We start from the raw sequence: 23,891 nt of genomic DNA on the forward strand, positions 1-23,891 counted from the left end.
CTGCCTCCCTGTTCCATCGAGTATAGGCAGTGCCACGCGTGATCGCTACTGCGCGTGAAGGAGATGTCATGGCCATCGACGAAGGGAAACTCAACGCGTTCATGGAACGGTTCGTCCAGGACATCGGCGCCGTGTTGCACGCGGCCACCGTGTCCGCCGGCGACCAGCTGGGCCTGTACAAGGCCATCGCCAAAGGCGCCGGCACCGTGGAGCAGCTCGCCAAGCGCACCGAAACCGATACACGTTACCTCCGTGAGTGGCTCGCGGCCCAGGCGGCCAGTGGCTACGTCGAGTACGACCCTGCCACGGCCCGGTATTCGATGACCGAGGAACAGGCTTTCGCGCTGGCCGAGGAAGGCAGCCCCGCCTTCGTGCTCGGGGCGTTCCAGATCGCCACGGCCCAGTACAAGGCCATCCCGAAGATGGTCCAGGCCATGCGCACCGGCCTGGGCCTGGGCTGGCACGAACACGACCCGGCGCTGTTCCAGGGCACCGAACGATTCTTCCGCCCGGGTTATGCGGCCAACCTCGTGAGCCAGTGGCTGCCCGCACTGGACGGCATCGAAGCGCGCCTGCAGTCGGGCGCCCGCGTGGCGGACGTGGGCTGCGGACACGGCGCGTCTACCGTGCTGATGGCCCAGGCCTACCCGAAGTCGACGTTCGTCGGCTACGACTACCACGGTCCGTCGATCGAGCGGGCTCGCGCGCAGGCGAAGGCTGCGAACCTGGACGGGCGTGTGACCTTCGAGGTAGCCAGCGCCAAGAATTTCCCCGGCAGCGCCTACGACCTCGTCACCGTGTTCGATTGCCTGCACGACATGGGCGACCCGGTTGGTGCCGCCGAGCACGTCAAGGCCAGCCTCAAGCCCGACGGCACGTGGATGATCGTCGAGCCCTTCGCCAACGACCGGCTGGAGGACAACCTGAACCCGGTGGGGCGCGTGTTCTACGCCGCATCCACCTTCATCTGCACCCCGGCCTCACGCGCGCAGGAGGTCGGCTTGTGCCTGGGCGCACAGGCCGGTGAAGCGCGCATGCGCGAGGTGGTCACCGCGGGGGGCTTCCGCCAATTCCGCCGTGCCGCGCAGACGCCCTTCAACCTTGTCTACGAAGCCCGCCCCTGACCTTGCTGAAAGGAGACACCATGTCACGCCAATTCATCGATTGCCGCGAGTTCCCGAGCGACACGCACTGCAGCGTCGCACTCGCCGCGGACAGCACGAAGGAACTGCTCGAAGCCGCCGTGCAACACGCCGTGGCCGTTCACGGGCACAAGGACTCGCCCGAACTCCGCGAGCAGCTCACGAAGCTGTTCAAGGCCGGCACACCACCGCTCGCCGCCCCGATCGCGAAGGCCGCGTGAACCTCGCCCGCGTGGCCCTATAATGCGCGGCTACGCGGGTGTAGTTCAATGGTAGAACGGCAGCTTCCCAAGCTTCATACGAGGGTTCGATTCCCTTCACCCGCTCCAAGTAACCTGTTGACCATCAACAGGTTTTTCTGTTTCTGGGGCATCGCCATTGTGGGTACGGTGCGGAACCCATCGAGTTGAGGCGCCCCCGGGTCGCCGGCAACCGGTAGAAGCAGAAGCGCGGCGAACCGGACAACGGCGAGCATCAGGCCACGCGCCGTCGGCTTGAACGCCCTTCCCTGACCTCGGCTCTTCCAAGCAGCGAGGCCATCATCCGCGTGCGCAGCGCCGGACGGCCTATGGTTCGATGCGAACTGCGGGACCGGCGATTCGCGTCACACGGCAGTCGCGGCTTGTAGTGCCCCATCCCGCTGAAGAATTGCCAGACGACGCTCTCGGCCCGGCGCTCGACCAGCGACGTGTCGGGCCGCCAGGCTTTTGCAACGCCGACTCAATGATCAAGTGCCACCAAGCTCACCAAGCGAGCGGCGACGACTCGCCCTTCCAGAAAACCCAACGGCGACGCTCGAAATGACCGCCGTTGCCAATCTGGTACGGCTGTTGACGGCCGGCATCGAGGTCAATGATCGAAATGAAACCCGCACACGTGGATGCGACGAGCGTTTTTCCATCGTCGGACAGATCCATGGCGCCAACTGTGGAGCCGATATAGTGCTGCCACCGGCAGTTGCCTGCAAGGTCCGTGGCGCGCAGATAGCCATAGGCATCGCCGAAGATGAACTCGTTGTTGCGAGCGACGGCTGCATATACCCGGGCGCCCTTCTCAAGGATCTTCAACCCCTCAACCTCATCGTAGAAGTCCGAGTCCAAACCCGGGATCTTTTCGATGTCGATGCCAATCGTCGTTCCGTTGTAGAAGTGGCATGCGTTCAACGCGAGGACCTGCTGATCTGCACTGAATGCCGCGTAGTGGGGATACTCGCCGTGTGGGCCGATCTCGGCGATGCACTGAAGGGCCGCGTTGAACACCCGGTGCCGACCATCCTGCGCCCCTACGGCAATCAAGCTGCCGTCAGCCGAAATGGCGCCATGCTCCATTGACAACCCGACCGCCAGATCATCCTCCGGACATTCTTCCATCAACCACGAGAAGTGCTCGCGCATCTCTTTCTGAGTCGGAAGCAGCCGGACCGCCCCGTCGTCGCGGAGGACAAAGATCCCATCGCTACTGACCAGCAAGACGCGGGTGCCATCGGGGAATGGAAGAAGCTGGGTGGGGACTGGTGGCTTTTCCAGTTGGGTGACGGCAAAGCCTTCTGGTACGCCCTCGGTCCCAAGCGGCCACGGACACAAGGCTACGCGTTCGCCCAGCCAACCATCGGTGACCTCCACGCCTTGTTCTCGACCCACGGCAAAATAGCGCCGGCGCGGGCAGCGGCCAATATGCTGAACCCCCTCCACATGGGTCACGACATCACCGCGGATGTGCACGATCCTTCCGGCTTCGTACGGTGCGCCAATCCTTGCAAGGAGGCTGCCGTCGGGCAGCAGGTAGAGCGTTGAAATGTTCTGCCCGTTCGATTCCAGCAGAGGATGCAGGGGACCGTATGCGGGCGGCCACTCGGCCTTGATGTCTTTGCGTTGAAGCTGGCCGTTGGCTGCTCGCAATGCAGTCAGGAAGGCCGGCAACAGGTCTTCGTAGCTGGCCGCGACCGGCTCCTTGCCCGCTCGATCCCACCCTTCGGCAAGACCTTTTGCAACATAGGCGTTGATGTCCTCAGCGTGGCCGAGGGTCAGGCTTCGCCATCTTTCTTGCGGACTGTCTGTGCTCATTGGTCACTGTTGTGCGTCGGTGTCGGACGGCATACTGGGTGGCGACCTGCCGAGGCCGGACCTTCTGCCAACGGCGCTGGACGACGAAGACATGGAGATGCCGGCTCGATCGCTTGCGAATCGATTGGCCGCAGTGGGTGAGCACGAAGACCTGAGGGTCACCGACAGCTTGCTGGGCCGAAGCCGGCCATCGCGTGTCGACAGCCTGCCGTTTGGCATGAGGGGTGACTAAAAGGCACAGCCCTCCAATCACACCCTCGATGGAAGGGTCAGGCGTCTTTGCCTCTACTTGCCGTTCTCTGCGAATGCAAGGCGAGTTGCACGGTGCGCCTTGAGCCGCTCGACTGCACCTGGAAGTTTGCGCTTCACATCGCGCTTCGCGCGGTGAACATTGTCTCGGAGGACGTGAAGCCTTGCTCGATTGCGTTGGGCTTGAATGGCCATGGTTTTCTCCGTTTGTGGAGGGACAGGGTAACGCAAGTTCGGCTGGTGCCAGAACTGTTCACGTTCCTGCGCCGATGGATGGGTCAGGGATTCACACCGCGTCTGGAGATGCAGAGGCAATGGAGCGCCAACATGGCACCCACCGCATGGCGCCCCCAATGGACTCGATGGAGAAACGACCAGTGCCACAGTGCTTCGGTCACAGCACCCCGCTCGAACAGTAGCAGACCTGATTTGATGTCCTTGTAGGTATCCAGCAGATCGTCGCCCACGTCTCCCATGCACGGCGGGTCCTCAAGCGTTGGATCCGGATCAAAGAACTCGCGGTAGTGCCAGCCGTTGAAGCACGCAAGATTGCTACGCGCCTTCGCGAAGGGCTCGTCCGGAAGGTCTGGCAATCCGTCCTCGTTGTCCGACTCAACTTCTGGCAGTCCGATCGCCGATGCATTCAACTGGGAAAGCCACACCGCCGCTGAACCTTCTCTCGCTGCGCCCAATGAAGGCGCTTCGCACCATTCGCAGAAGCCGCGCGCTATCGCGGCGAACGTGTCGGTGGTTGATGAGAGCTTTGCTGACATGCGCTCTGGGCAAGATGGCTTCGCGAACTCGGGCGGCCCGACTAGCGGTACTTCGCTGCCGTGATGAACTGACCGAAGGTCTCGCACCAAATGACCACCGTGTTGTAGCGCGAGGGATCGACCATCGCAGGCACCGGAACCAGGAAGTTCTTGAACGTCTTCACATCGCCCACCCTGACCATGTCAGGTTTGAGACGAAGGAAGTCGGCCTCGGTTTCGACGAACTCGGGCGACAAGTACAACTTGTAGTCCGGCCCGGGTGCGAGCTCGCCAGCCAGGCCGATATGCTTGGCGTTGACCAGGACAGTGCCTTCGCCCCAGTGAAGACCGTCACTGTCTTTCAGATCACGGCGGAACTGCCCCTTGTAGCTCGAAGCGCCTGCCTCAGCGGAAACCTCGGCCGAGGTGGGTGCAGGCGGTGCAATGAGGATGGGCAGGGCATAGATGCCGAGCGCGAACCCCAACCCCACGGCCAGAGCGTGCGTGACAAGTAGAACCAACTTCTTCATGTGAGCTCCGTCGTGCGAGTGCCAGACCTTCCACGCGACGCGCCTGACGTCCGCTCGATTGCGGGTCAGGCATTGCCGCCTTCTGGTGGCTTGCGCGCAGTATGAATGGCCACGATACCAAGTTGCGGAGGATTGCATCGCGGCCTCCTGGCCGTCCGTGGCGTCGGTGTCGACGACCGACACCCGCAAGGTGCGCAGGTCGATCGTGCTGTTGGCGACGCTCAGTCCGTCTCGTCGGCCCGCAAGGTTTGGGACAAGATCGCCTTGTACCCGGTCGGGTCGAACCGGTCCTGGGCCCACAGTTCCACGACACGGCCTTTGAAGACCACCACCAGGGTCGTGGTGCCCACGTGGGGACGACCCGTGGTGCGGGTGCTCACCCGAACCGGAGGCCCCACGTCGTCGGAGGCGTTCTGCATGGCCTCGGCCAGCACACGAGCCAACACCCCGGGATCGTCCTTGGCCCGGAACTTCAGCGGCGGCAGGGTCGCCGACACCACACGCTCGTCCCGGTAGAAGATGACGGCAGGTTCGTCGGCTTGGTCCGGGTGGCGCGAGCGGAACGAGGAGGCCTCCGGGTGTTCGGTGGTCGTCGTGATGCGGCACCCGGCCGACATGGCCGCTTCCAGCACCGCCCGCTGGTCCCCGATCGTTACCCGGACGCCGCAGACCTCGAACGGTCGCGACCACGCCAGGACCGGCGCCCACAGGACCATGGCCAGGACCCACGGTCGCAAGGTCATCGCCGCGTCTCGGTGGTCAGCCTTCCTTGGCATGGTTGATCGAGTACTTGGGGATCTCGATCACGATGTCCTTGTTGGAAATGATCGCTTGGCATGACAAGCGGGAGTTGGGCTCCAGGCCCCACGCGCGGTCGAGCAGGTCTTCCTCGTTTTCCTGCATCTCGCCGAGCGACGAGAAGCCCTCGCGCACGATGACGTGGCAGGTGGTGCATGCAGCCACCATGTCGCACGCATGCTCGATGTTGATCTTGTTTTCCAGCAGGGCCTCGCACACGGACGTGCCGGTGTCGGCTTTCACCTCAGCGCCATTCGGGCAGTATTCGGCGTGGGGCAGGATGCGGATGATGGGCATGATCAGACTTCTTCGACCCGCTTGCCCGTGAGGGCCTGGCGCAGGCTGCGGTTCATTCGTTCGGCGGCAAAGGCTTCGGTGCCGCTGGCCAGGGCTTCCACCCCGGCATCGATGGCGTGGTGGTCGTCCCCTGCGCGCAAGGCGTCGAGTTGCTGCATCAGCGCCTCGATGGCGGTGCGGCGGTCGGCGTCGAGCAGGTCACCGTCGGCGTCCAGCGCGGCGCGGGTGGCGAGCAGCATGCGCTCGGCCTCCACCTGCGACTCGCGCAACGTGCGCGCCTGCATGTCCACCTCGGCGGTGGTGAAACTTTCCCTCAGCATGCGGGCGATTTCATCGTCAGACAGGCCGTAGCTCGGCTTGACGGTGATGGCCGCCTCCACGCCCGACCCTTCCTCGCGCGCGGCCACGCTCAGCAGGCCGTCGGCGTCCACCTGGAAGGTCACGCGGATGCGCGCGGCACCCGCGGCCATGGGCGGCATGCCACGCAGCTCGAAGCGCGCGAGCGAACGGCAATCGCTCACCAGTTCGCGCTCGCCCTGCACCACGTGGATCGCAAGCGCCGTCTGGCCGTCCTTGAACGTGGTGAAGTCCTGTGCACGGGCGGTGGGGATGGTGCTGTTGCGCGGGATGATGCGTTCGACCAGCCCGCCCATCGTCTCGAGGCCGAGCGACAGCGGGATCACGTCGAGCAGCAGCATCTCGTCGGCACCGGAGTTGCCGGCCAGTGCGTTGGCGTGCAACGCCGCGCCCAGGGCCACCACCTCGTCGGGGTTCAGGTTCGTGAGCGGGGTCTTGCCGAAGAACTCGCCCACGGCGTGTTGCACCTTCGGCATGCGGGTGGACCCGCCCACCATCACGACACCGAACACGTCGTCCTTGGCCGCCTTGGCGTCGCGCAACACCTTGCGCATGGCCGCCACCGTGCGTGTCAGCAGCGGCTCGGTGAGTGCCTCGAACTGGTCGCGGGTGACCCGCACCGACACGTCTCCAGTGCTCAACGGGCAGGCGAGCGTGGCGTGGTCGATGGTGGAGAGTTTTTCCTTGGCCGCACGCGCTGCCACGAGCACCGCACGTTTGTCCTCGGGCGTGACTGCCGCCAGGCCGGCCTGGCCCAGTGCCCACTCGGCCAGCGCCGCATCGAAGTCGTCGCCGCCCAGCGCGGAATCGCCACCCGCGGCCACCACCTCGAACACCCCCTTGGACAGGCGCAGCAACGAGATGTCGAAGGTGCCACCGCCCAGGTCGTACACCGCGTACAGGCCCTCGGAGCCGTTCTCGAGCCCGTAGGCGATGGCGGCCGCGGTGGGCTCGTTGATGAGGCGCAGCACGTTGAGGCCGGCCAGCTGGGCGGCGTCCTTCGTGGCCTGGCGCTGCGCGTCGTCGAAGTACGCGGGCACCGTGATGACGGCACCGAACAGGTCGTCGGCGAAGGTGTCCTCGGCGCGGTAGCGCAACGTGGCGAGGATCTCGGCCGACACCTCGACCGGCGACTTCACGCCATCGGCCGTGCGCAGCTGCACCATGCCGGGGGCTTCGACAAAATCGTAAGGGAGCTTCTCGCGGCCGGCGATGTCGGACAGGCCGCGGCCCATGAACCGCTTCACCGACACGATGGTGTTGCGCGGGTCGGCGGCGGCTTCCTTCAACGCGTCGTGACCAATGTGGCGGCGGCCGTTGTCGAGGTACCGCACGGCCGACGGCAGGATCACCCGGCCCGTGTCGTCGGGCAGGCATTCGGCCACGCCGTTGCGCACGCTGGCCACCAGCGAGTGCGTGGTGCCGAGGTCGATGCCGACGGCGATGCGCCGCTGGTGGGGATCGGGGGCGCCCCCGGGTTCGGAAATCTGAAGCAGTGCCATGCGGTTATTGTCCCAGCTGCTCGAGGCGGCGGTCGATGTCGGCGAGGAAACGCTCGACGAACATGAGGGCTCTCACCTGCTGCGCTGCCTGGAGAAAATCGTGTTGATCGTCGAGGAGCGCCTTGAGCTGCCCGAGCGCCTGCTGCCGATGCCCGGCCACCTCGCCGTTCAGGGCCTCGACGGCCTCGACCCCATCGGCCTCGTCGAGGGACTCCCGCCACTCCATCTGCTGGATGAGGAACTTCGCCGGCATCGCGGTGTTGTTCTCGGCCTGGATGGGCGCTCCGTTCAGCTCGCACAGGTAGGCCGCACGGCGGAGGGGATCCTTCAGGCGCTGGTAGGCCTCATTGACCCGCACGGCCCACTGCATCGCCACCCGCTGCGACGCCGCGCCTTCGGAGACGAACCGATCCGGGTGCACCTCGGTCTGCAACGCACGCCAGCGCGTGTCGAGTGCCGCACGGTCTTGTTCGAACCGGCGGGGCACCCCGAACAATTCGAAGTCGTCACTGTCCAGCTTCATGGCCTGGGAGGTCCTGCTGCAATCGGTGCGGCCACGTGAAAAGGCGCGGCTCTCGGCCGCGCCTCGGTGCCGCGTCAGGGGAAAGGCGTCAGACCCGGAAAGATTCGCCGCAACCGCAGCGGTCTTTTTCGCGCGGGTTGTGGAACTTGAAACCTTCGTTGAGGCCTTCGCGCACGAAGTCGAGTTCGGTGCCGTCAAGGTACGGCAGGCTTTTCGGGTCGATGAGGACCTTCACGCCATGCCCCTCGAACACCACGTCTTCAGGCGCCACGTCGTCGGCGTATTCGAGCTTGTACGCGAGGCCCGAACACCCGGTGGTCTTGACACCCAGGCGCACGCCCACGCCCCTGCCGCGTTTTGCGATGTACCGCGACACATGCCGCGCAGCCGCTTCGCTCAACGTGACCGCCATGGTTCAGTGCGCCTTTGCCGCGACAGTGGAGCCGGTCTTGGCGCGGTAGTCGTCGACGGCCGCCTTGATGGCGTCCTCGGCCAGGATCGAGCAGTGGATCTTGACCGGCGGGAGGGCCAGTTCGGCGGCAATGTGCGTGTTCTTGATGGTCAGCGCTTCGTCGAGCGACTTGCCCTTGACCCATTCGGTCACGAGCGAGCTCGACGCGATGGCCGAACCGCAGCCGTACGTCTTGAACTTCGCGTCTTCGATCAACCCGGTGGTGGGGTTCACCTTGATCTGCAGCTTCATCACGTCGCCGCAGGCCGGGGCACCGACCATGCCGGTGCCCACCGTGTCGTCACCCTTGTCGAACGAACCCACGTTGCGCGGGTTTTCATAGTGTTCGACGACCTTTTCGCTGTATGCCATGTCAGTTCTCCAAATCCGTGTTCAGGCGGTGTTGTGTGACTCGCGCGGAATCAGTGGGCAGCCCACTGGATCGTGCTGATGTCCACACCGTCCTTGAACATCTCCCACAAGGGCGAAAGTTCGCGCAGCTTGGCCACACGGTCCTTCAGGGTGGTGATCACGTAGTCGACTTCCTCGACCGTGGTGAACCGCCCGATGGTCATGCGCAGGCTGGAATGCGCGAGTTCGTCGCTGCGTCCGAGGGCGCGCAGCACATAACTGGGTTCGAGGCTGGCCGATGTGCAGGCCGAACCCGAGGACACCGCGATGCCCTTGATGCCCATGATCAACGACTCGCCCTCGACGAAGTTGAACGACATGTTGACGTTGTGCGGCACGCGCTTTTCCGCGTGGCCGTTCAGGAAGGTCTGCTCGATGCCGGACAGGCCGTTGATGAGGCGCTGCTGGAGCATGCGGATGCGTTCGCTCTCGACGCCCATTTCTTCGCGGGCGAGGCGGAAGGCCTCACCCATGCCGACGATCTGGTGCGTGGCGAGCGTGCCCGAGCGCATGCCGCGCTCGTGACCGCCACCGTGCATCTGTGCTTCGATGCGCACACGCGGCTTGCGGCGCACGTACAGTGCACCGATGCCCTTCGGGCCGTAGGTCTTGTGCGACGCGAGGCTCATCAGGTCGATGGGCAGCGTGGCGAGGTCGATGGCGACCTTGCCGGTGGCCTGGGCCGCGTCCACGTGGAAAATGATGCCGCGCTCGCGGCAGATGGCGCCGATGGCGGCGACGTCCTGGATCACGCCGATTTCGTTGTTCACGAACATGACCGACGCGAGGATGGTGTCGGGCCGCAGCGCGGCCTTGAACACCTCGAGGTCGAGCAGGCCGTCGTCCTGGACGTCGAGGTACGTCACCTCGAAGCCCTGGCGCTCGAGTTCACGCATGGTGTCGAGCACGGCCTTGTGCTCGGTCTTCACGGTGATCAGGTGTTTGCCGCGGGTCTTGTAGAACTGCGCCGCACCCTTGATGGCCAGGTTGTTGGATTCCGTGGCGCCCGAGGTCCAGACGATTTCACGGGGGTCGGCACCGATCAGTGCCGCCACCTGTTCACGCGACTTCTCGACGATGGCCTCCGCTTCCCAGCCCCAGGCGTGACTGCGCGATGCCGGGTTGCCGAAGTGTTCGCGCAACCAGGGAATCATCGCGTCGACGACGCGCTGGTCCACGGGGCTCGTGGCGCCGTAGTCCATGTAGATCGGGAAGTGCGGGGTCATGTCCATGGCAATGGCGGGAAAAAGAACTTACTTCGAGAAGGCAGTGCCCAGCGCGAACACCGAGTTGGGGGCCGTGATCTTGATGGGCTTGACGACCGGCTGGGTCGAGATGGCGCGCTTGACCGGGTGCTCCTCGATGGAGACGCCCTTGGCGAGCTGCTCGTCGACGAGCTTGCGCAGCGAGATGGAATCGAGGTACTCGATCATCTTGGAGTTCAGGCTGGCCCACAGGTCGTGCGTCATGCACTTGCCCGTGTCCTCGCCCATGCAGTTTTCCTTGCCGCTGCAGCCGGTGGCGTCGATGGGTTCATCCACGGCGACGATGATGTCGGCCACGGTGATTTCCTCGGACTTGCGGCCGAGGGCGTAACCGCCGCCCGGGCCACGCGTGCTTTCCACGAGTTCGTGGCGGCGCAGCTTGCCGAAGAGCTGCTCCAGATAGGACAGGGAGATCTGCTGGCGCGCGCTGATGGCGGCCAGCGCCACGGGCCCCGTGTTCTCGCGCAGCGCGAGGTCGATCATGGCAGTAACGGCAAAACGGCCTTTGGTGGTCAGTCGCATGGAATCCTCCTGATGCCCGGGGGCAAGACAATCAACGAAAGCGATCGATGGGTAACTTCACGCTTGTCGAGCGCCCGCCATTTATAGCGGGTAAACCCCCGGTGTTATTCCGACGGCGTTACTCAAGTATACATGAAGCCTACTTTTTCGGTCGGCTTCTGGTCGGGAAGTTCCGCTCATCGCCGAGAGACTTGTGCCGCCAGGTGTGCGGCGAGGCCGTCGCAGGCGTCCTCGACCAGGTCGAGCACGCGGTCGAAACCGCCCGGGGGGCCGTAGTAGGGGTCGGGCACTTCTTTCGCCTTGAGCCGGCCGTGGTCGGTCAGGCGGCCGAGCTTGCTGCGGTGCACCACGCCGCATTTGTCGACCAGCACCGAGTGGTTGTCGTCGTCCATGGCGAGGATCAGGTCGAAGCGCTCGAAGTCGTCCGGGACCAGGGACCGGGCGCGCAACGCGGTGAGGTCGTAGCCCCGCAGCCTCGCGTGCGCGATGGCGCGGGGGTCGGGCGGCTGGTCCTTGTGCCAGCCGGCGTTGGTGCCGGCCGAGTCGACCTCCACCAGGCCGTCGAGCCCGAGCGCCGCCAGCTTGTGGCGAAGCACCGCCTCCGCGGTGGGCGAGCGGCAGATGTTGCCCATGCACACCATCAGGACATGAAGCTTCTTCTGCGCTGACAGAGGCCTGGCGGCGTTCTCGGGTGCGGGGTCAGGCGCCATGAAGGGCCACATACGGATCCATCGAATCAACTACTTGGCAATCGATGGTAAACACATCGCGACGGGATCGCGAGGAACAAGGTCGCAGGACGACGCGATATCGACTCACCGTGTCATGTGGTGCCAAGCCGCGCCTCACTTCTTTCGCTTCCTCGCCGCGGGTGCCACCGGGGCAGCGCCTGTCGGGGGCACGAGCACATGGTCCTCCACGGACGCCCCGAACGCCTGCTCGCGCAGATGGGCGAGCTGGTCGCGCACGCGCGCCGCCTTCTCGAATTCCAGGTTGCGGGCGTGCTCCATCATCTGCTTCTCGAGCTGCTTGATGCGCTTGCCGAGGTCCTTCTCGGACATGGATTCGACCTCGGCCGCGATCTGCAGCGCCTTGAGGTCGTCCTTGGCGGACTTCTCGGAGTAGACCCCGTCGATCAGGTCGCGCACCTGCTTGGCCACCGACCGGGGCGTGATGCCCATCTTCAGGTTGTGTTCGGTCTGTTTCGTGCGCCGGCGCTCGGTCTCGCCGATGGCCCGCACCATGGAGTCGGTCATCCTGTCGGCGTACAGGATGGCGCGGCCGTGCAGGTTCCGGGCCGCCCGGCCCATGGTCTGGATCAGGGACCGCTCGGACCGCAGGAAACCTTCCTTGTCGGCATCGAGGATGGCCACGAGCGACACCTCGGGGATGTCGAGGCCCTCGCGCAGCAGGTTGATGCCCACCAGCACGTCGAAGGTGCCCAGGCGCAGGTCGCGGATGATCTCCACGCGTTCCACCGTGTCCACGTCGCTGTGCAGGTAACGGACCTTCACGCCGTTGTCGGTGAGGTAGTCGGTGAGCTGCTCGGCCATGCGTTTCGTGAGCGTGGTGATCAGCACCCGCTCCTTCTTCTCCACGCGGATGCGGATCTCCTGCAACACGTCGTCCACCTGGTGCGTGGCAGGGCGCACCTCCACCTGGGGGTCGACGAGGCCCGTGGGGCGCACGAGCTGCTCCACCACCTGCCCGGCGTGCTGCTTTTCATAGTCGGCCGGCGTGGCCGACACGAACACCACCTGACGCATCTTCTTCTCGAATTCCTCGAGCTTGAGGGGCCGGTTGTCGAGTGCCGACGGCAGGCGGAAGCCGTACTCGACGAGCGTCGTCTTGCGCGCCCGGTCGCCGTTGTACATGCCCCCCAGCTGGCCCATCATCACGTGGCTCTCGTCGAGGAACATCAACGCGTCGCGCGGGAGGTAGTCGACCAGCGTGGACGGCGGCTCGCCGGGCGCGGCGCCCGACAGGTGGCGCGTGTAGTTCTCGATGCCCTTGCAATGGCCGATCTCCTGCAGCATTTCCAGGTCGAAGCGCGTGCGCTGCTCGATGCGCTGGGCTTCCACCAGCTTGCCGCCGGACACCAGCTCGGCCAGGCGGTCGCGCAACTCCACCTTGATGGTGTCCACCGCGGCGAGCACACGGTCGCGTGGCGTGACGTAGTGGCTCGACGGGTACACCGTGAACCGCACGATCTTCTGGCGGATGCGGCCGGTGAGCGGATCGAAGAGCTGCAGCGTCTCGATCTCGTCGTCGAACAGCTCGATGCGGATGGCCAGCTCCGAGTGTTCGGCCGGGAACACGTCGATGGTGTCGCCCCGCACGCGGAAGGTGCCGCGCGAGAAGTCGGCCTCGTTGCGCTGGTACTGCATGCGGATCAGCTGGGCGATCACGTCGCGCTGGTCCATCTTGTCGCCGGTGCGCAGCGTCATCACCATGCGGTGGTAGTCCGCCGGGTTGCCGATGCCGTAGATGGCCGACACGGTGGCCACGATGAGCACGTCGCGGCGTTCGAGCAGGCTCTTGGTGGCGCTCAGGCGCATCTGCTCGATGTGCTCGTTGATCGCGCTGTCCTTCTCGATGAACAGGTCGCGCTGGGGAACGTAGGCCTCGGGCTGGTAGTAGTCGTAGTAGCTGACGAAGTACTCGACGGCGTTCTTGGGGAAAAATTCGCGGAACTCGCTGTAGAGCTGGGCCGCCAGCGTCTTGTTGGGCGCGAACACGATGGCCGGGCGGCCGAGCCGCGCGATCACGTTCGCCATGGTGAAGGTCTTGCCCGAGCCGGTCACGCCCAGCAGCGTCTGGTACGCGAGCCCGTCGCCGATGCCCTCGACCAGCTGGTCGATGGCCGCGGGCTGGTCGCCTGCGGGCGGGTACGGCTGGAAAAGCTCGAAGGGGGAGTCCGGGAACGTGACCATTTCGCCCTTGGCGGGCGATGTCACCGCCGCGGTGTCGGCTGTTGTGTCGGGAAGTCCGGCCATGGCAGATAAAATCCTCGGGTTATCCCGCGAAGCGAGCTCGCAGGCCAATCGCGCAGGGTAGCCCAAAACCAAAGTTTGCTCTACTGACAAGGACCGTCCCCATGACCTCGCTGTTCACTGCCGTTGAAATGGCCCCGCGTGACCCCATCCTCGGCCTCAACGAGCAGTTCAACGCCGACCCGAACCCGGCCAAGGTAAACCTCGGCGTGGGCGTGTACTACGACGACAACGGCAAGCTGCCCCTCCTCAAGTGCGTCCAGGAAGCGGAGAAGCAACTGGTCGAGGCCCACAAGCCGCGCGGCTACCTGCCCATCGACGGCATCGCCGCCTATGACAAGGCCGTGCAGGGCCTCGTGTTCGGCGCCGACAGCGCCATCGTCACCGACGGCCGCGTGGCCACCGTGCAGGCGGTGGGCGGCACCGGCGGCCTGAAGATCGGCGCCGACTTCCTGAAGCGCCTGAACCCCGGCGCCACCGTGCTGATCAGCGACCCGAGCTGGGAAAACCACCGCGCGCTGTTCACCAACGCCGGCTTCACGGTCGGCACCTACCCGTACTACGACGCCGACAAGCGCGGCGTGAACTTCGACGGCATGCTGGCCGCGCTGAACGGCGCCGCCGCCGGCACGGTGATCGTGCTGCACGCCTGCTGCCACAACCCCACGGGCTACGACATCACCCCGGCGCAGTGGGCGCAGGTGGTCACGGCCATCAAGGCCCGTGGCCTGGTCGCCTTCCTCGACATGGCCTACCAGGGCTTCGGCGAAGGCATCAAGGAAGACGGCGCCGTCATCCAGCAATTCGTGGAGGCCGGCCTCGACTTCTTCGTCTCCACGTCGTTCTCGAAGAGCTTCTCGCTCTACGGCGAGCGCGTGGGTGGCCTGAGCGTGGCGTGCCAGTCGAAGGAAGAAGCGGGCCGCGTGCTGAGCCAGCTGAAGATCGTGATCCGCACGAACTACTCGAACCCGCCCACGCACGGCGCCCAGGTGGTGGCCACCGTGCTGACCACCCCGGCCCTGCGTGCCCAGTGGGAAGAGGAACTGGCCGGCATGCGCGTGCGCATCAAGCAGATGCGCGTGGCCCTGCAGGACAAGCTCAAGGCGGCCGGCGTCAAGCAGGACATGAGCTTCATCACCCAGCAGAAGGGCATGTTCAGCTACTCGGGCCTGAACCAGGCCCAGATGCAGCGCCTGCGCAGCGAATTCGGCATCTACGGCGTGGATTCGGGCCGCATCTGCGTGGCCGCGCTGAACAGCAAGAACATCGACGCGGTGGTGTCGGCGATCGCGAAAGTGGCTGGATAATTAGGCCCCCCAGTCGCTTCGCTCCTGCCCCCAGGGGGCGACCCCGGGTCGGCCGGCGGAGCCGGTCCTCGCGGGTGGCTTGATCTGTCGCGTCGCTTCGCTGGCTCTTTCCCGCCCCCCTGCCCCCGGGGGGACCCGGACTTGGGGGTGACTTGATCGGGGGCTTCGCGCGGTGCGCGACATGAGGGCATGTCACCTCGGTGACATGCTGTTACCGTTCTCGCAATTGGCGTGAGATCTCCCGCTTTATTCTGGCGTTGACGCATTTCGCTTTCAAGCACGATGTAAGACTACTGCCTAGAATGGTGCATCGCACAACGATGTGCCGCCCGGCTTCTCGCCACAAAGGATCACGCCATGCTGTACCAGCTCTATGAGTCCCAACGGGCCATGCTGAGCCCGTTCTCCGAATTCGCGTCTGCGTCGTCCAAGCTGTACAGCCATCCGCTTTCGCCGTTTGCCCACACGCCACTCGCCACGCGGGTGTCTGCCGGCCTCGACCTGATGCACCGGCTGGCGAAGGAGTACGAGAAGCCCGAGTTCAACATCACGTCGGTCAAGGTCAACGGCACCGACGTGGCGGTGCAGGAGCAGGTGGCCGTTGAAAAGCCGTTCTGCCGCCTGCTGCGTTTCAAGCGCTTCACCGACGACGTCGGCCTCCTCACCCGCATGAAGGACCAGCCCACCGTGCTGGTGGTGGCGCCGCTGTCGGGCCACCATTCCACGCTGCTGCGTGAAACCGTGCGCCAGCTGCTGATCGACCACAAGGTGTTCATCACCGACTGGACCGACGCCCGCATGGTGCCGCCCGAGGCAGGCCCGTTCCACCTCGACGACTACATTGCCTACGTGCAGGATTTCATCCGCCACGTGGGGCCTGAAGTGAACGTGATCTCGGTGTGCCAGCCCACGGTGCCCGTGCTGGCGGCCATCTCGCTGCTGGCGAGCAACGGCGAATTCACGCCCCGCACCATGACGATGATGGGTGGCCCCATCGACGCCCGCAAGTCGCCCACCGCGGTGAACAACCTGGCGATGAACAAGAGCTACGAGTGGTTCGAGAACAACGTGATCTACCGCGTGCCCACGAACTACCCAGGCGGCGGCCGCCGCGTGTACCCGGGCTTCCTGCAGCACACCGGCTTCATCGCCATGAACCCGGACCGCCACCTGAAGTCGCACTACGACTACTTCATGGACCTGATGCAGGGCGAGGACGAAAGCGTCGAGTTCCACCGCTCGTTCTACGACGAGTACAACGCGGTGCTCGACATGCCGGCCGAGTACTACCTCGACACCATCCACACGGTGTTCCAGGACTTCTCGCTCGTGAACGGCACGTGGGAAGTCAAGGGCCAGCTCGTGCGCCCGCAGGACATCAAGACCACCGCGCTGCTGACCATCGAAGGTGAGCTCGACGACATCTCGGGCGCCGGCCAGACCCGTGCCGCGCACGACCTGTGCTCGGGCATCCCGTCGTCGCGCCAGTTCCACTACGACGTGGAAGGTGCAGGGCACTACGGCATCTTCTCCGGCCGCCGCTGGCGCGAGGACTGCTACCCGCAGGTGCGCGACTTCATCGCCAGCCACCAGGACGAAACGGGCGCCCCGAAGAAACGGGCGTCGCGCGCCACGGCGGCGGCTGCGGCAAAAACCGGCGGTACCGCGAAGGCGACCAAACCCGTCGCCCCCAAGCGCGCCCGCTGACCTCCGTGCCCTCCGTCGCCGACCTGACCGACACCCTCGACCGCGCCCTCCCCCAGACGCAGTGCACGCGCTGCGGCTACCCCGATTGCCGCAGCTATGCGGCGGCCATCGCGTCGGGTGAGGCGGACATCAACCAGTGTCCGCCCGGCGGGGCCGAAGGGGTCGAACGGCTGGCGCGGCTCACCGGACGGCCGGCGGCTCCGCTGAACCCCACCCACGGCACCGAGGGGCCGCGCCTGCTGGCGGTGATCGACGAGGCTTGGTGCATCGGCTGCACGCTGTGCCTGAAGGTGTGCCCGGTGGACAGCATCGTGGGCGCACCGAAACGCATGCACACCGTGCTCGACGACCTGTGCACCGGCTGCGAGCTGTGCGTGCCCGTGTGCCCGGTCGACTGCATCGCGCTCGTGCCCGCCACGCCGGGCCGCACCGCCTGGGACGCCTGGAGCGCCCCGCAGGCCGACGAAGCCCGGGATCGTTTTGCATTCCACCGGATGCGGCTCGAACGCGACAAGACCGAGAACGACGACCGCCTGGCCGCCAAGGCCGCGGCCAAGCTGGCCGACCTGCCGGCCGCGTCCAAGCTCACCGACCCGGCCGCGCTCGATGCCAAGCGGGCCATCATCGAAGCCGCGATGGCCCGGGCCCGGGCGCGCCGCACCGGTTGAACGTTCCGGGCCACAATGACGGCCCATGAAAGTCGCCGACATCGCCCCCTTCTTTGCCACACTGAAGGCAGCCAACCCCCAACCGAACACCGAACTCGAATACACCAACGTGTTCGAGTTGCTCGCCGCGGTGCTGCTGTCGGCCCAGGCCACCGACGTGGGCGTCAACAAGGCCACGCGGCGGTTGTTCCCGCGCGCCAACACGCCGCAGAAGATGATCGACCTCGGGCTCGACGCGGTCACGGATCACATCAAGACCATCGGCCTCTTCCGCACGAAGGCGAAGAACCTGATGGCCACGTGCCACATCCTCGTGGACCAGCACGGCGGCCAGGTGCCGCGCACACGTGAAGCACTCGAGGCCCTGCCCGGCGTGGGCCGCAAGACGGCCAACGTGGTGCTGAACGTGGCGTTCGGCGAGGCCACGATGGCCGTCGACACCCACATCTTCCGCGTGGGCAACCGCACCGGCCTCGCGCCGGGCAAGACGCCGTACGAGGTGGAGATGAAGCTGATGAAACGGGTGCCGGCCGAATACCTGGTGGACGCCCACCACTGGCTGATCCTGCACGGACGCTACGTGTGCCAGGCACGGCGCCCGCTGTGCGAACAGTGCCAGGTGCTGCGCTACTGTGACTCGGCCCCGCGCGAGTTGCTGGCACGCCAGGCCACGCCGTAACCCACGGGCGCAGGCCATTCGGACGCCACTGAGGGCGGTGGCAACCCGCGCATCACGCGCGCTGCCGCGTTGATCCAGCCGGCGTGGCCCACGACCCACGCGTCCGGGTGGGCCGACATGAACGCCGCGCAGCGGGCCATCAGCACCGTCACCGACTCGCCCCCGCCCGGCGCATGGCTCGCGAACGCCGCGCACCAGGCGTCGACCTCGGCCGCGCCGATGGTGTCCCACGCTTGCCCGTCCCAGGCGCCGAAATCGAGTTCGGACAAGCGCGGGTCCACGTGGTGCAACCAGCCCCAGCGGGCCAGCCAGCGGCCCACGTCGGCCCCCCGGCGCAGCGGCGACGTCCACACTTCCCTCGCCGCCCCGTCGCGCCGGGCGGCCCGGCGGATGCGGTGGGCGAGGCGCTTGGCCTTGCGCGGGTCCACCGGCACATCGGCGCGGCCGATGCAACGCCCGGCCACGCCACGCGGCCGCGGGTGCCGCCACACCATGAGCCCTGTCATGCCCCGAACCCCGCGACCCCCGCGAACCGCAGCCACACCAACCAGCCCAGCAGCACCAGCACCTCGGTGACCTGTTGCGTGGCGCCGAGGGTGTCGCCGGTGAACCCGCCGAGCCGGCGGCGCCAGCAGCGGGCACAGGCCCAGGCGCCCATCGCCGCGAGCACCACCGACAGCAGCACCGCCGGCCACCACACGGGCCGCCACGCCACCAGCCCGGCCGCCACGACGGAGGCCCAGCCCAGCGCCACGGCCATGCCCCGGCCCGACACGCCCTGGGCCAGCGGTTTCGCCTTCGCGGCCGCCAAGTCACCCGCATAGGGCAACGCGCGGATCAGCACCACCGCCATCGCCCGTGACACCGTGTGCGCCAGCAGCAGCGCGGGCACCGCCAGCGCGACTGGCAGCGACCCGAGCGTGGCGGCCTTGAGCCCGAGCACCAGCACCAGGCCCGCGGCCCCGTAGCTGCCGATGCGCGAGTCCTTCATGATCTCGAGCGCCCGCTCGCGGCTCACATGGCCACCCAGGCCATCGCAGGTGTCGGCGAACCCGTCCTCATGGAACGCGCCGGTCAACGCCACGGTGGCGGCCATCGACAGCACCACCGCCACGGCCGGTGACGTGAGCCAGGCCGCCCCCGCCAGCACCCCCGCCGCCACGGCCCCCACGAGCAGGCCCACCGCGGGAAAGTGCCGTGCGCTGTCGTGCAGCCAGGCGGGCTCGAAACCCACCCAGCGCGGCACCGGCACGCGCGTGAAGAACTGCAGCGCGATGAAAAAGAGCCGCAGTTCGTGGCGCATCAGTTCGTGGCCTTGTCCGACACCCCGGCCGACTCGAAACTCGCCATCTCGTCGAGGATGCGCACAGCGCTGACGATCAGCGGCCACGCGAGGGCCGCCCCGGACCCCTCGCCGAGCCGCAGCCCCAGGTCCAGCAGCGGCACCACCCCCAGGTGTTTGGTCATCAGGCGGTGGCCCGGTTCGGCCGAGCTGTGGGCCCACACGCACGAACCCAGCAGCGCCGGGACCAGCCGCGACGCCCAGAGCACCGCGGCGCCGGCGATGAAGCCGTCCACTACCACGAGGCGGCGCTCGGCGGCGGCCTGCAGTGCGGCGCCCGCGATCATCGCGATCTCGAACCCGCCCACCGCGGCCATCAGCGCCAGCGGGCTGGTGGCCGCACGGTGCGTTTCCATCGCCTGCCCGAGCAGCGACCGCTTGCGCGCGAGGCCCTCGTCGTCGAGGCCGGTGCCGCGGCCGATGCATTCGCCGAGGTCCTCGCCCGTCAGCATCGCCAGCAGCAGCGACGCGCTGGACGTGTTGCCGATGCCCATCTCGCCCAGCAGCACCGCATTGCCGGGCAGGCCACGCACCACGTCACCGCCGGCCTGCAGTGCCTGCGCGCATTGCTCGGCGGTCATCGCCGGTCCGGCCAGCATGTCGGCCGTGCCGGACGCCACCTTGCGATCGAGCAGGCCCGGGCGCGGCGCAAACGCGTGGTTCACGCCCGCGTCCACCACCGTGAGTGCGAGGCCGTGCTGGCGCGCAAGCACGCTGACCGCGGCCCCGCCGGCCAGGAAGTTCTCCACCATCTGCCACGTCACGTCCGACGGGTAGGCCGACACCCCGCGCGCGGCAATGCCGTGGTCACCGGCGAACACGATCATCTGCGGATCATGCAGCGCCGGGTGCTCGGTGCCCTGCACCAGGCCCACGAACTGCGCCAGCGATTCGAGGCGGCCCAGCGCACCGAGCGGCTTGGTCTTGCGGTCGATGCGGTGGCGCAGGCGTTGCTGCAGGCCGGTGTCGGCGAGGGATGCGATGGTCGGGATCTTGTAGGTCATGCTCGGGGTTTCAGGTCGTGGGATCGAGCAGGCGCATCAGCACGCCGGGCTCGAAGTGGGTGTCGATGAAGTCGGCGAGGCCATCGAAGACCTCGGGCAACGCGCGGGCCGGCGTGCCGAACAGCGCCTGCAGCACCGCGGGCGATTCGAAGAGGCCATGGGTGTAGGCGCCGAACACGTGGCCGGCCTGCCAGGCGATGGGGTCGCCGTCGGGGTTGTGCATCACGGCCCGCACGCCGCCTGTGGCCTGGGTGCGGCCATGGCGGATCTCGTAGCCGTCCACCGCCACGCCCGACAGCGCCGACCACGGGGCGTCGAGCGGTTCGAAGGTGGCGCGGGTGTGGCGCAGCAGTTTCGCGGGCGCGAAACGGGTGGTCAGCGGCAGCAGGCCGAGGCCCACCGCGTCGCCGTCGACGCCATCGGGGTCCACCAGCGATTCACCGAGCATCTGCAGGCCGCCGCAGATGCCCAGCACCGGCCGGCCAGCCGCGGCATGCGCGCGCACGGCCTCGGCCAGGCCCTGCGTGTGCAGCCAAGCGAGGTCGGAACTGGTGTGCTTGGAGCCGGGCAACACCACCCAGTCGGCCCCGAGCAGGTCGGCCGGCGACCGCGCCCACACGAGGCGCACGCCGGGCAAGCCGCGCAATGGCTGGAACTCGTCGAGGTTGCTGATGCGCGGGTAGGCCACCACCGCGATGCGCAGGCCGCCGCTGCCGGTGGGAGCGTCGTCGAACACACCGTCCTCTTCCGGCAGGCCATGGCCCCGCCACATCGGCAGCACCGCCACGGTGGGCACGCCGGTCAATGCTTGCAGCTGTGCCGGGCCGGGCGCCAGCAGCGCAGCGTCGCCCCGGAAGCGGTTCAGCACGAAGCCGCGCAGCAGGGCCCGTTCGGCGGCCGGCAGCAGCTGGTGGGTGCCGTACAGGTGGGCGAACGCACCGCCGCGGTCGATGTCGGTGACCAGCAGGCACGCGGCACCGGCCTCGCGCGCCGTGCGCATGTTGACGTAGTCGCTCGCGTGCAAGTTGATCTCGGCGGGTGAACCGGCGCCCTCGATCACCACCACGTCGTGCGTGGCCATCAGGTCGTGCAACGCGTCGCGTGCGAACGGCCACAGGGTTTCGCTGCGGGTGCGCCACGGCACGGCGGCCAGGTCGGACCGCACCTGGCCCATCACCACCACCTGGCTTGCCGTGTCGCGCTCGGGTTTCAGCAGCACCGGGTTCATGCGCACGTCGGGCACCACGCCAGCGGCCAGCGCCTGGAAATACTGCGCGCTGCCGATCTCGCCGGCCTGGCCACCGGGCCCGGGCACCACGCGCGCGTTGTTGCTCATGTTCTGCGCCTTGAACGGCGCCACCCGCAGGCCCTGGCGCGCGTACCAGCGGCACAGCGCCGTGGCGAGCCAGCTCTTGCCCGCGCCGCTCGTGGTGCCGAGCACCATCACCGCGCGCGCCGTCACGACACCACCGCCTGCCATGCGGCCCGCAACGCGGCCTGGGCCTCGGGCGGGCGCACGCCCAGGCGCACGGCGCCGGGCAGGCCCATCGACGTGGTGTCGCGGAGCTTGACGCCGTGGCTGCGCAGCCGGGGCAACACGGCGGCCATGTCGACACCAGGCCAGCGCACCACGTAGAACGCCGTCACGCCGGGGTCCTGGGTCCAGCCGAGTGTGTCGCCGAGCGCCAGCTGCGCCGCCTTCCAGGCCCGCAGCGTGTCGAGGCTGTCGCGCACCCACTGCTGCGTGGCCGGAGCGGCCCACGCTGCCAGCAGGGCCACGCCGTGGGCGCCCAGCGGCCAGCTGGGGCACAGCCGGTCGAGCGCGGCCGTCCAGGCGTGCGCACCGTCGGGCGCCACCGCGTACGCGCCGCGCACGCCGGTGACCCCGAGCGCCTTGTTGGGCGACACGAGCCGCCACGCCGTGGCGGGCACCGCGGGCCGGTCACCGGACAGGCGCAACGCCGCATAGGCCTCGTCCACCACCAGCACGGCGCCCTCGCGCCCCGCCGGGATGCGTGCGGATTGCCCGCCGGGGCTGGCCGGTTCGGTGACCCACACCAGCGACGCATCGCCTGGCGCACCCACGCGCCGCAGGCCCCAGGCGTCGGCGGCGCGGCCGTAGTCGCCATAGCCCGGCGACGGCACGAACACGCTCGCGTGCGCCGATTGCAGCTTCACCGCGGCCGTCAGGCGGCCGATGAACTCGCTCGCGCTCGCGGCGATGGTGATGCGGCGCGGGTCCACGCCTTCGAACGCAGCCAAGGTTTCCTTGAGCGCGGTCGACGCGGGGTCGGGATACCGCGTGGCATCGGCCCGCTGCAGCGCCTCGATCACCGCCGGCGCGGGGCCGCACGCGTTCGCGTTGGTGGAAAAGTCCCAGCGCGGTGCGCCTTGCGCATCCGGCCCGCCATGGTCACCGCTCATGCCACCCTCCCCGCCACCGCCAACATCGCCAGCACCAGCGCGGCCCACGCCGCGCGCTGCGCCGTGGCCAACGCTCGCCCCATGTGCCCGGCCTCGGGCGACGGTGCCGTGGCATTCAGCGCATAGACCCCGGGCTTCGACAGCCGCACCCCGAGGTGCAGCGCCATCGCGCCCATGGGCCAGCCGCCATTGGGCGACGGGGTGCGGCCCGCCTCGCGCCACAGCGCCGCGGGCGGCCACGGCATCAGCAGCACCGCGGTGATGCGTGCCGGGATCCACGACAGCACGTCGTCCGCGCGGGCGGCCCACTTGCCGGCCCATTCCCACGCACCGCGGTAGCCCCACATCGCGTCCATCGTGTTCGCGAGGCGGTACACCACGGCACCGGGCAGGCCAGCCACGGCGAACCAGAACAGCGGTGCCACGAGCGAATCGTTCAGGTTCTCGGCCAGCGTCTCGATGGCCGTCTCGCGCAACTCGTGCGGGCCGAACGCCCCCACGTCGCGGCTGACGAGGCGCGCGAGCTGCGTGCGCGCCTCGGGCACGCCACGCTGCAGCGCGGCCTCGACGGCGCTCACCTCGTCGCGCAACATGCGCCACGCGAACATGGGCTTCAGCACCACCGCCAGCAGCGGCAAGCCCAGCCACCACGGCAGCGCCGAAAGCGCCCGCTGCAGCCCCCATGCCAGCGCGCCCAGCACCGTGGCCAGCACGATCCAGGCGACAGCACCGCCGGCAAATGCCACCTTCGGCCCGAGCGCCTTCAACGCGCGCCCGAGCGGCCCGAGCACGTGGCCGAGCCACGCGACCGGGTGCCACGCGTTGCGCGGTTCACCGAACGCGAGGTCGAGCGCCCACGCGAGCGCGAGCGCCCCGGCCGGGAGCAGCACGGGGTGGTCCACCCC

General features: G+C 67.5%; 25 protein-coding genes and 1 tRNA gene. 7 read left to right on the top strand and 19 right to left on the bottom strand.

Annotated elements, in window-relative coordinates:
• Window positions 1–68 precede the first annotated feature (68 nt).
• From ASC87_RS30235 to ASC87_RS30245, 3 genes are all read left to right on the top strand, one after another.
• Window positions 69–1,124, top strand: coding sequence for a class I SAM-dependent methyltransferase (locus ASC87_RS30235; protein WP_056672047.1), 1,056 nt, complete (start codon window positions 69–71; stop codon window positions 1,122–1,124).
• 20 nt (window positions 1,125–1,144) lie between these two features.
• A complete protein-coding gene (locus ASC87_RS30240) occupies window positions 1,145–1,363 on the top strand; it encodes a DUF1059 domain-containing protein (RefSeq protein WP_056672050.1) in 219 nt (72 codons plus the stop codon).
• A gap of 34 nt (window positions 1,364–1,397) precedes the next feature.
• Window positions 1,398–1,471 (top strand) — tRNA-Gly (locus ASC87_RS30245).
• Window positions 1,472–1,885: 414 nt separating this feature from the next.
• Here the strand turns inward: ASC87_RS30245 and ASC87_RS30250 are convergent.
• The 13 genes from ASC87_RS30250 to uvrB form a co-directional block, all read right to left on the bottom strand.
• Entirely contained in the window at window positions 1,886–3,205 is a 1,320-nt protein-coding gene (locus tag ASC87_RS30250) for a hypothetical protein (protein ID WP_056672057.1), read from the bottom strand.
• A 527-nt stretch (window positions 3,206–3,732) separates the two neighbouring features.
• Entirely contained in the window at window positions 3,733–4,227 is a 495-nt protein-coding gene (locus ASC87_RS31405; protein ID WP_082569071.1) for a DUF5063 domain-containing protein, read from the bottom strand.
• Window positions 4,228–4,268: 41 nt separating this feature from the next.
• Window positions 4,269–4,736 (bottom strand): DM13 domain-containing protein, encoded by a 468-nt coding sequence (locus ASC87_RS30260; protein ID WP_056672063.1) that lies wholly within the window; start codon window positions 4,734–4,736, stop codon window positions 4,269–4,271.
• Between the two features lie 221 nt (window positions 4,737–4,957).
• Window positions 4,958–5,479, bottom strand: a complete 522-nt coding sequence (locus tag ASC87_RS30265) for a hypothetical protein (protein ID WP_056672065.1) — start codon at window positions 5,477–5,479, stop codon at window positions 4,958–4,960.
• Between the two features lie 16 nt (window positions 5,480–5,495).
• Window positions 5,496–5,831, bottom strand: a complete 336-nt coding sequence (fdx, locus tag ASC87_RS30270) for an ISC system 2Fe-2S type ferredoxin (protein WP_056672067.1) — start codon at window positions 5,829–5,831, stop codon at window positions 5,496–5,498.
• Window positions 5,832–5,833: 2 nt separating this feature from the next.
• Window positions 5,834–7,690, bottom strand: coding sequence for a Fe-S protein assembly chaperone HscA (hscA, locus tag ASC87_RS30275; protein WP_056672070.1), 1,857 nt, complete (start codon window positions 7,688–7,690; stop codon window positions 5,834–5,836).
• 4 nt (window positions 7,691–7,694) lie between these two features.
• Entirely contained in the window at window positions 7,695–8,213 is a 519-nt protein-coding gene (hscB, locus tag ASC87_RS30280) for a Fe-S protein assembly co-chaperone HscB (RefSeq protein ID WP_056672073.1), read from the bottom strand.
• An 88-nt stretch (window positions 8,214–8,301) separates the two neighbouring features.
• A complete protein-coding gene (gene iscA, locus ASC87_RS30285; protein WP_056672076.1) occupies window positions 8,302–8,625 on the bottom strand; it encodes an iron-sulfur cluster assembly protein IscA in 324 nt (107 codons plus the stop codon).
• Window positions 8,626–8,628: 3 nt separating this feature from the next.
• Window positions 8,629–9,036: a Fe-S cluster assembly scaffold IscU gene (iscU, locus tag ASC87_RS30290; protein WP_056672080.1), complete on the bottom strand. Its 408-nt coding sequence runs from the start codon at window positions 9,034–9,036 to the stop codon at window positions 8,629–8,631.
• 50 nt (window positions 9,037–9,086) lie between these two features.
• Window positions 9,087–10,307 carry an IscS subfamily cysteine desulfurase gene (locus ASC87_RS30295; protein WP_056672083.1) on the bottom strand — a complete coding sequence of 407 codons (1,221 nt, stop codon included), beginning with the start codon at window positions 10,305–10,307 and terminating at the stop codon, window positions 9,087–9,089.
• A gap of 21 nt (window positions 10,308–10,328) precedes the next feature.
• Window positions 10,329–10,862 carry a Fe-S cluster assembly transcriptional regulator IscR gene (gene iscR / locus ASC87_RS30300; RefSeq protein WP_056672086.1) on the bottom strand — a complete coding sequence of 178 codons (534 nt, stop codon included), beginning with the start codon at window positions 10,860–10,862 and terminating at the stop codon, window positions 10,329–10,331.
• A 176-nt stretch (window positions 10,863–11,038) separates the two neighbouring features.
• Complete coding sequence (locus tag ASC87_RS30305) at window positions 11,039–11,572, bottom strand: low molecular weight protein-tyrosine-phosphatase (RefSeq protein WP_082569078.1); 534 nt, start codon at window positions 11,570–11,572, stop codon at window positions 11,039–11,041.
• Window positions 11,573–11,707: 135 nt separating this feature from the next.
• On the bottom strand, window positions 11,708–13,858 hold the full coding sequence (gene uvrB / locus ASC87_RS30310) for an excinuclease ABC subunit UvrB (protein ID WP_056672089.1): 2,151 nt from the start codon (window positions 13,856–13,858) through the stop codon (window positions 11,708–11,710).
• Window positions 13,859–13,959: 101 nt separating this feature from the next.
• On the opposite strand from uvrB, the gene ASC87_RS30315 reads away from it, so the two are divergent.
• The 4 genes from ASC87_RS30315 (at window position 13,960) to nth (ending at window position 18,216) form a co-directional block, all read left to right on the top strand.
• Window positions 13,960–15,162, top strand: a complete 1,203-nt coding sequence (locus ASC87_RS30315) for an amino acid aminotransferase (RefSeq protein ID WP_056672093.1) — start codon at window positions 13,960–13,962, stop codon at window positions 15,160–15,162.
• 357 nt (window positions 15,163–15,519) lie between these two features.
• Window positions 15,520–16,869 (top strand): polyhydroxyalkanoate depolymerase, encoded by a 1,350-nt coding sequence (locus ASC87_RS30320; RefSeq protein ID WP_056672097.1) that lies wholly within the window; start codon window positions 15,520–15,522, stop codon window positions 16,867–16,869.
• Between the two features lie 5 nt (window positions 16,870–16,874).
• Window positions 16,875–17,537, top strand: a complete 663-nt coding sequence (rsxB, locus tag ASC87_RS30325; RefSeq protein WP_056672099.1) for an electron transport complex subunit RsxB — start codon at window positions 16,875–16,877, stop codon at window positions 17,535–17,537.
• Between the two features lie 25 nt (window positions 17,538–17,562).
• Entirely contained in the window at window positions 17,563–18,216 is a 654-nt protein-coding gene (nth, locus tag ASC87_RS30330) for an endonuclease III (protein ID WP_056672102.1), read from the top strand.
• Here the strand turns inward: nth and ASC87_RS30335 are convergent.
• Genes ASC87_RS30335 through cbiB form a run of 6 tightly spaced genes read right to left on the bottom strand, consistent with a single transcriptional unit; the run spans window position 18,165 to window position 23,888 of the window.
• Window positions 18,165–18,722 (bottom strand): histidine phosphatase family protein, encoded by a 558-nt coding sequence (locus tag ASC87_RS30335; RefSeq protein ID WP_056672105.1) that lies wholly within the window; start codon window positions 18,720–18,722, stop codon window positions 18,165–18,167. The genes nth and ASC87_RS30335 overlap by 52 nt on opposite strands.
• Window positions 18,719–19,519, bottom strand: coding sequence for an adenosylcobinamide-GDP ribazoletransferase (locus tag ASC87_RS30340; RefSeq protein ID WP_056672110.1), 801 nt, complete (start codon window positions 19,517–19,519; stop codon window positions 18,719–18,721). Before ASC87_RS30340 ends, ASC87_RS30335 begins: the two co-directional genes overlap by 4 nt.
• Window positions 19,519–20,562, bottom strand: coding sequence for a nicotinate-nucleotide--dimethylbenzimidazole phosphoribosyltransferase (cobT, locus tag ASC87_RS30345; protein ID WP_056672112.1), 1,044 nt, complete (start codon window positions 20,560–20,562; stop codon window positions 19,519–19,521). Before cobT ends, ASC87_RS30340 begins: the two co-directional genes overlap by 1 nt.
• A 10-nt stretch (window positions 20,563–20,572) precedes the next feature.
• Window positions 20,573–22,024, bottom strand: coding sequence for a cobyric acid synthase (locus ASC87_RS30350; protein ID WP_056672203.1), 1,452 nt, complete (start codon window positions 22,022–22,024; stop codon window positions 20,573–20,575).
• Window positions 22,021–22,986, bottom strand: a complete 966-nt coding sequence (locus ASC87_RS30355) for an aminotransferase class I/II-fold pyridoxal phosphate-dependent enzyme (RefSeq protein WP_056672115.1) — start codon at window positions 22,984–22,986, stop codon at window positions 22,021–22,023. The genes ASC87_RS30350 and ASC87_RS30355 overlap by 4 nt, the downstream gene beginning before the upstream one ends.
• Complete coding sequence (gene cbiB / locus ASC87_RS30360; protein ID WP_235582353.1) at window positions 22,983–23,888, bottom strand: adenosylcobinamide-phosphate synthase CbiB; 906 nt, start codon at window positions 23,886–23,888, stop codon at window positions 22,983–22,985. Before cbiB ends, ASC87_RS30355 begins: the two co-directional genes overlap by 4 nt.
• Window positions 23,889–23,891: the final 3 nt, after the last annotated feature.

The sequence above is a fragment of the Rhizobacter sp. Root1221 genome, assembly GCF_001425785.1.
Taxonomy (GTDB): Bacteria; Pseudomonadota; Gammaproteobacteria; order Burkholderiales; family Burkholderiaceae_C; genus Rhizobacter.

Excerpts from the sequence above, each read along its gene's own strand:
- ASC87_RS30355 (WP_056672115.1), bottom strand. The coding sequence starts at position 22,986 with ATGAGCGGTGACCATGGCGGGCCGGATGCGCAAGGCGCACCGCGCTGG.
- ASC87_RS30235 (WP_056672047.1), top strand. The coding sequence starts at position 69 with ATGGCCATCGACGAAGGGAAACTCAACGCGTTCATGGAACGGTTCGTC.
- ASC87_RS30315 (WP_056672093.1), top strand. The coding sequence starts at position 13,960 with ATGACCTCGCTGTTCACTGCCGTTGAAATGGCCCCGCGTGACCCCATC.
- ASC87_RS30335 (WP_056672105.1), bottom strand. The coding sequence starts at position 18,722 with ATGACAGGGCTCATGGTGTGGCGGCACCCGCGGCCGCGTGGCGTGGCC.
- hscB (WP_056672073.1), bottom strand. The coding sequence starts at position 8,213 with ATGAAGCTGGACAGTGACGACTTCGAATTGTTCGGGGTGCCCCGCCGG.
- ASC87_RS30260 (WP_056672063.1), bottom strand. The coding sequence starts at position 4,736 with ATGAAGAAGTTGGTTCTACTTGTCACGCACGCTCTGGCCGTGGGGTTG.
- ASC87_RS30305 (WP_082569078.1), bottom strand. The coding sequence starts at position 11,572 with ATGGCGCCTGACCCCGCACCCGAGAACGCCGCCAGGCCTCTGTCAGCG.
- iscU (WP_056672080.1), bottom strand. The coding sequence starts at position 9,036 with ATGGCATACAGCGAAAAGGTCGTCGAACACTATGAAAACCCGCGCAAC.
- fdx (WP_056672067.1), bottom strand. The coding sequence starts at position 5,831 with ATGCCCATCATCCGCATCCTGCCCCACGCCGAATACTGCCCGAATGGC.
- iscR (WP_056672086.1), bottom strand. The coding sequence starts at position 10,862 with ATGCGACTGACCACCAAAGGCCGTTTTGCCGTTACTGCCATGATCGAC.
- ASC87_RS30265 (WP_056672065.1), bottom strand. The coding sequence starts at position 5,479 with ATGACCTTGCGACCGTGGGTCCTGGCCATGGTCCTGTGGGCGCCGGTC.
- hscA (WP_056672070.1), bottom strand. The coding sequence starts at position 7,690 with ATGGCACTGCTTCAGATTTCCGAACCCGGGGGCGCCCCCGATCCCCAC.
- ASC87_RS30295 (WP_056672083.1), bottom strand. The coding sequence starts at position 10,307 with ATGGACATGACCCCGCACTTCCCGATCTACATGGACTACGGCGCCACG.
- ASC87_RS30320 (WP_056672097.1), top strand. The coding sequence starts at position 15,520 with ATGCTGTACCAGCTCTATGAGTCCCAACGGGCCATGCTGAGCCCGTTC.
- nth (WP_056672102.1), top strand. The coding sequence starts at position 17,563 with ATGAAAGTCGCCGACATCGCCCCCTTCTTTGCCACACTGAAGGCAGCC.
- cobT (WP_056672112.1), bottom strand. The coding sequence starts at position 20,562 with ATGACCTACAAGATCCCGACCATCGCATCCCTCGCCGACACCGGCCTG.
- iscA (WP_056672076.1), bottom strand. The coding sequence starts at position 8,625 with ATGGCGGTCACGTTGAGCGAAGCGGCTGCGCGGCATGTGTCGCGGTAC.
- ASC87_RS30250 (WP_056672057.1), bottom strand. The coding sequence starts at position 3,205 with ATGAGCACAGACAGTCCGCAAGAAAGATGGCGAAGCCTGACCCTCGGC.
- ASC87_RS31405 (WP_082569071.1), bottom strand. The coding sequence starts at position 4,227 with ATGTCAGCAAAGCTCTCATCAACCACCGACACGTTCGCCGCGATAGCG.
- ASC87_RS30340 (WP_056672110.1), bottom strand. The coding sequence starts at position 19,519 with ATGCGCCACGAACTGCGGCTCTTTTTCATCGCGCTGCAGTTCTTCACG.
- uvrB (WP_056672089.1), bottom strand. The coding sequence starts at position 13,858 with ATGGCCGGACTTCCCGACACAACAGCCGACACCGCGGCGGTGACATCG.
- ASC87_RS30240 (WP_056672050.1), top strand. The coding sequence starts at position 1,145 with ATGTCACGCCAATTCATCGATTGCCGCGAGTTCCCGAGCGACACGCAC.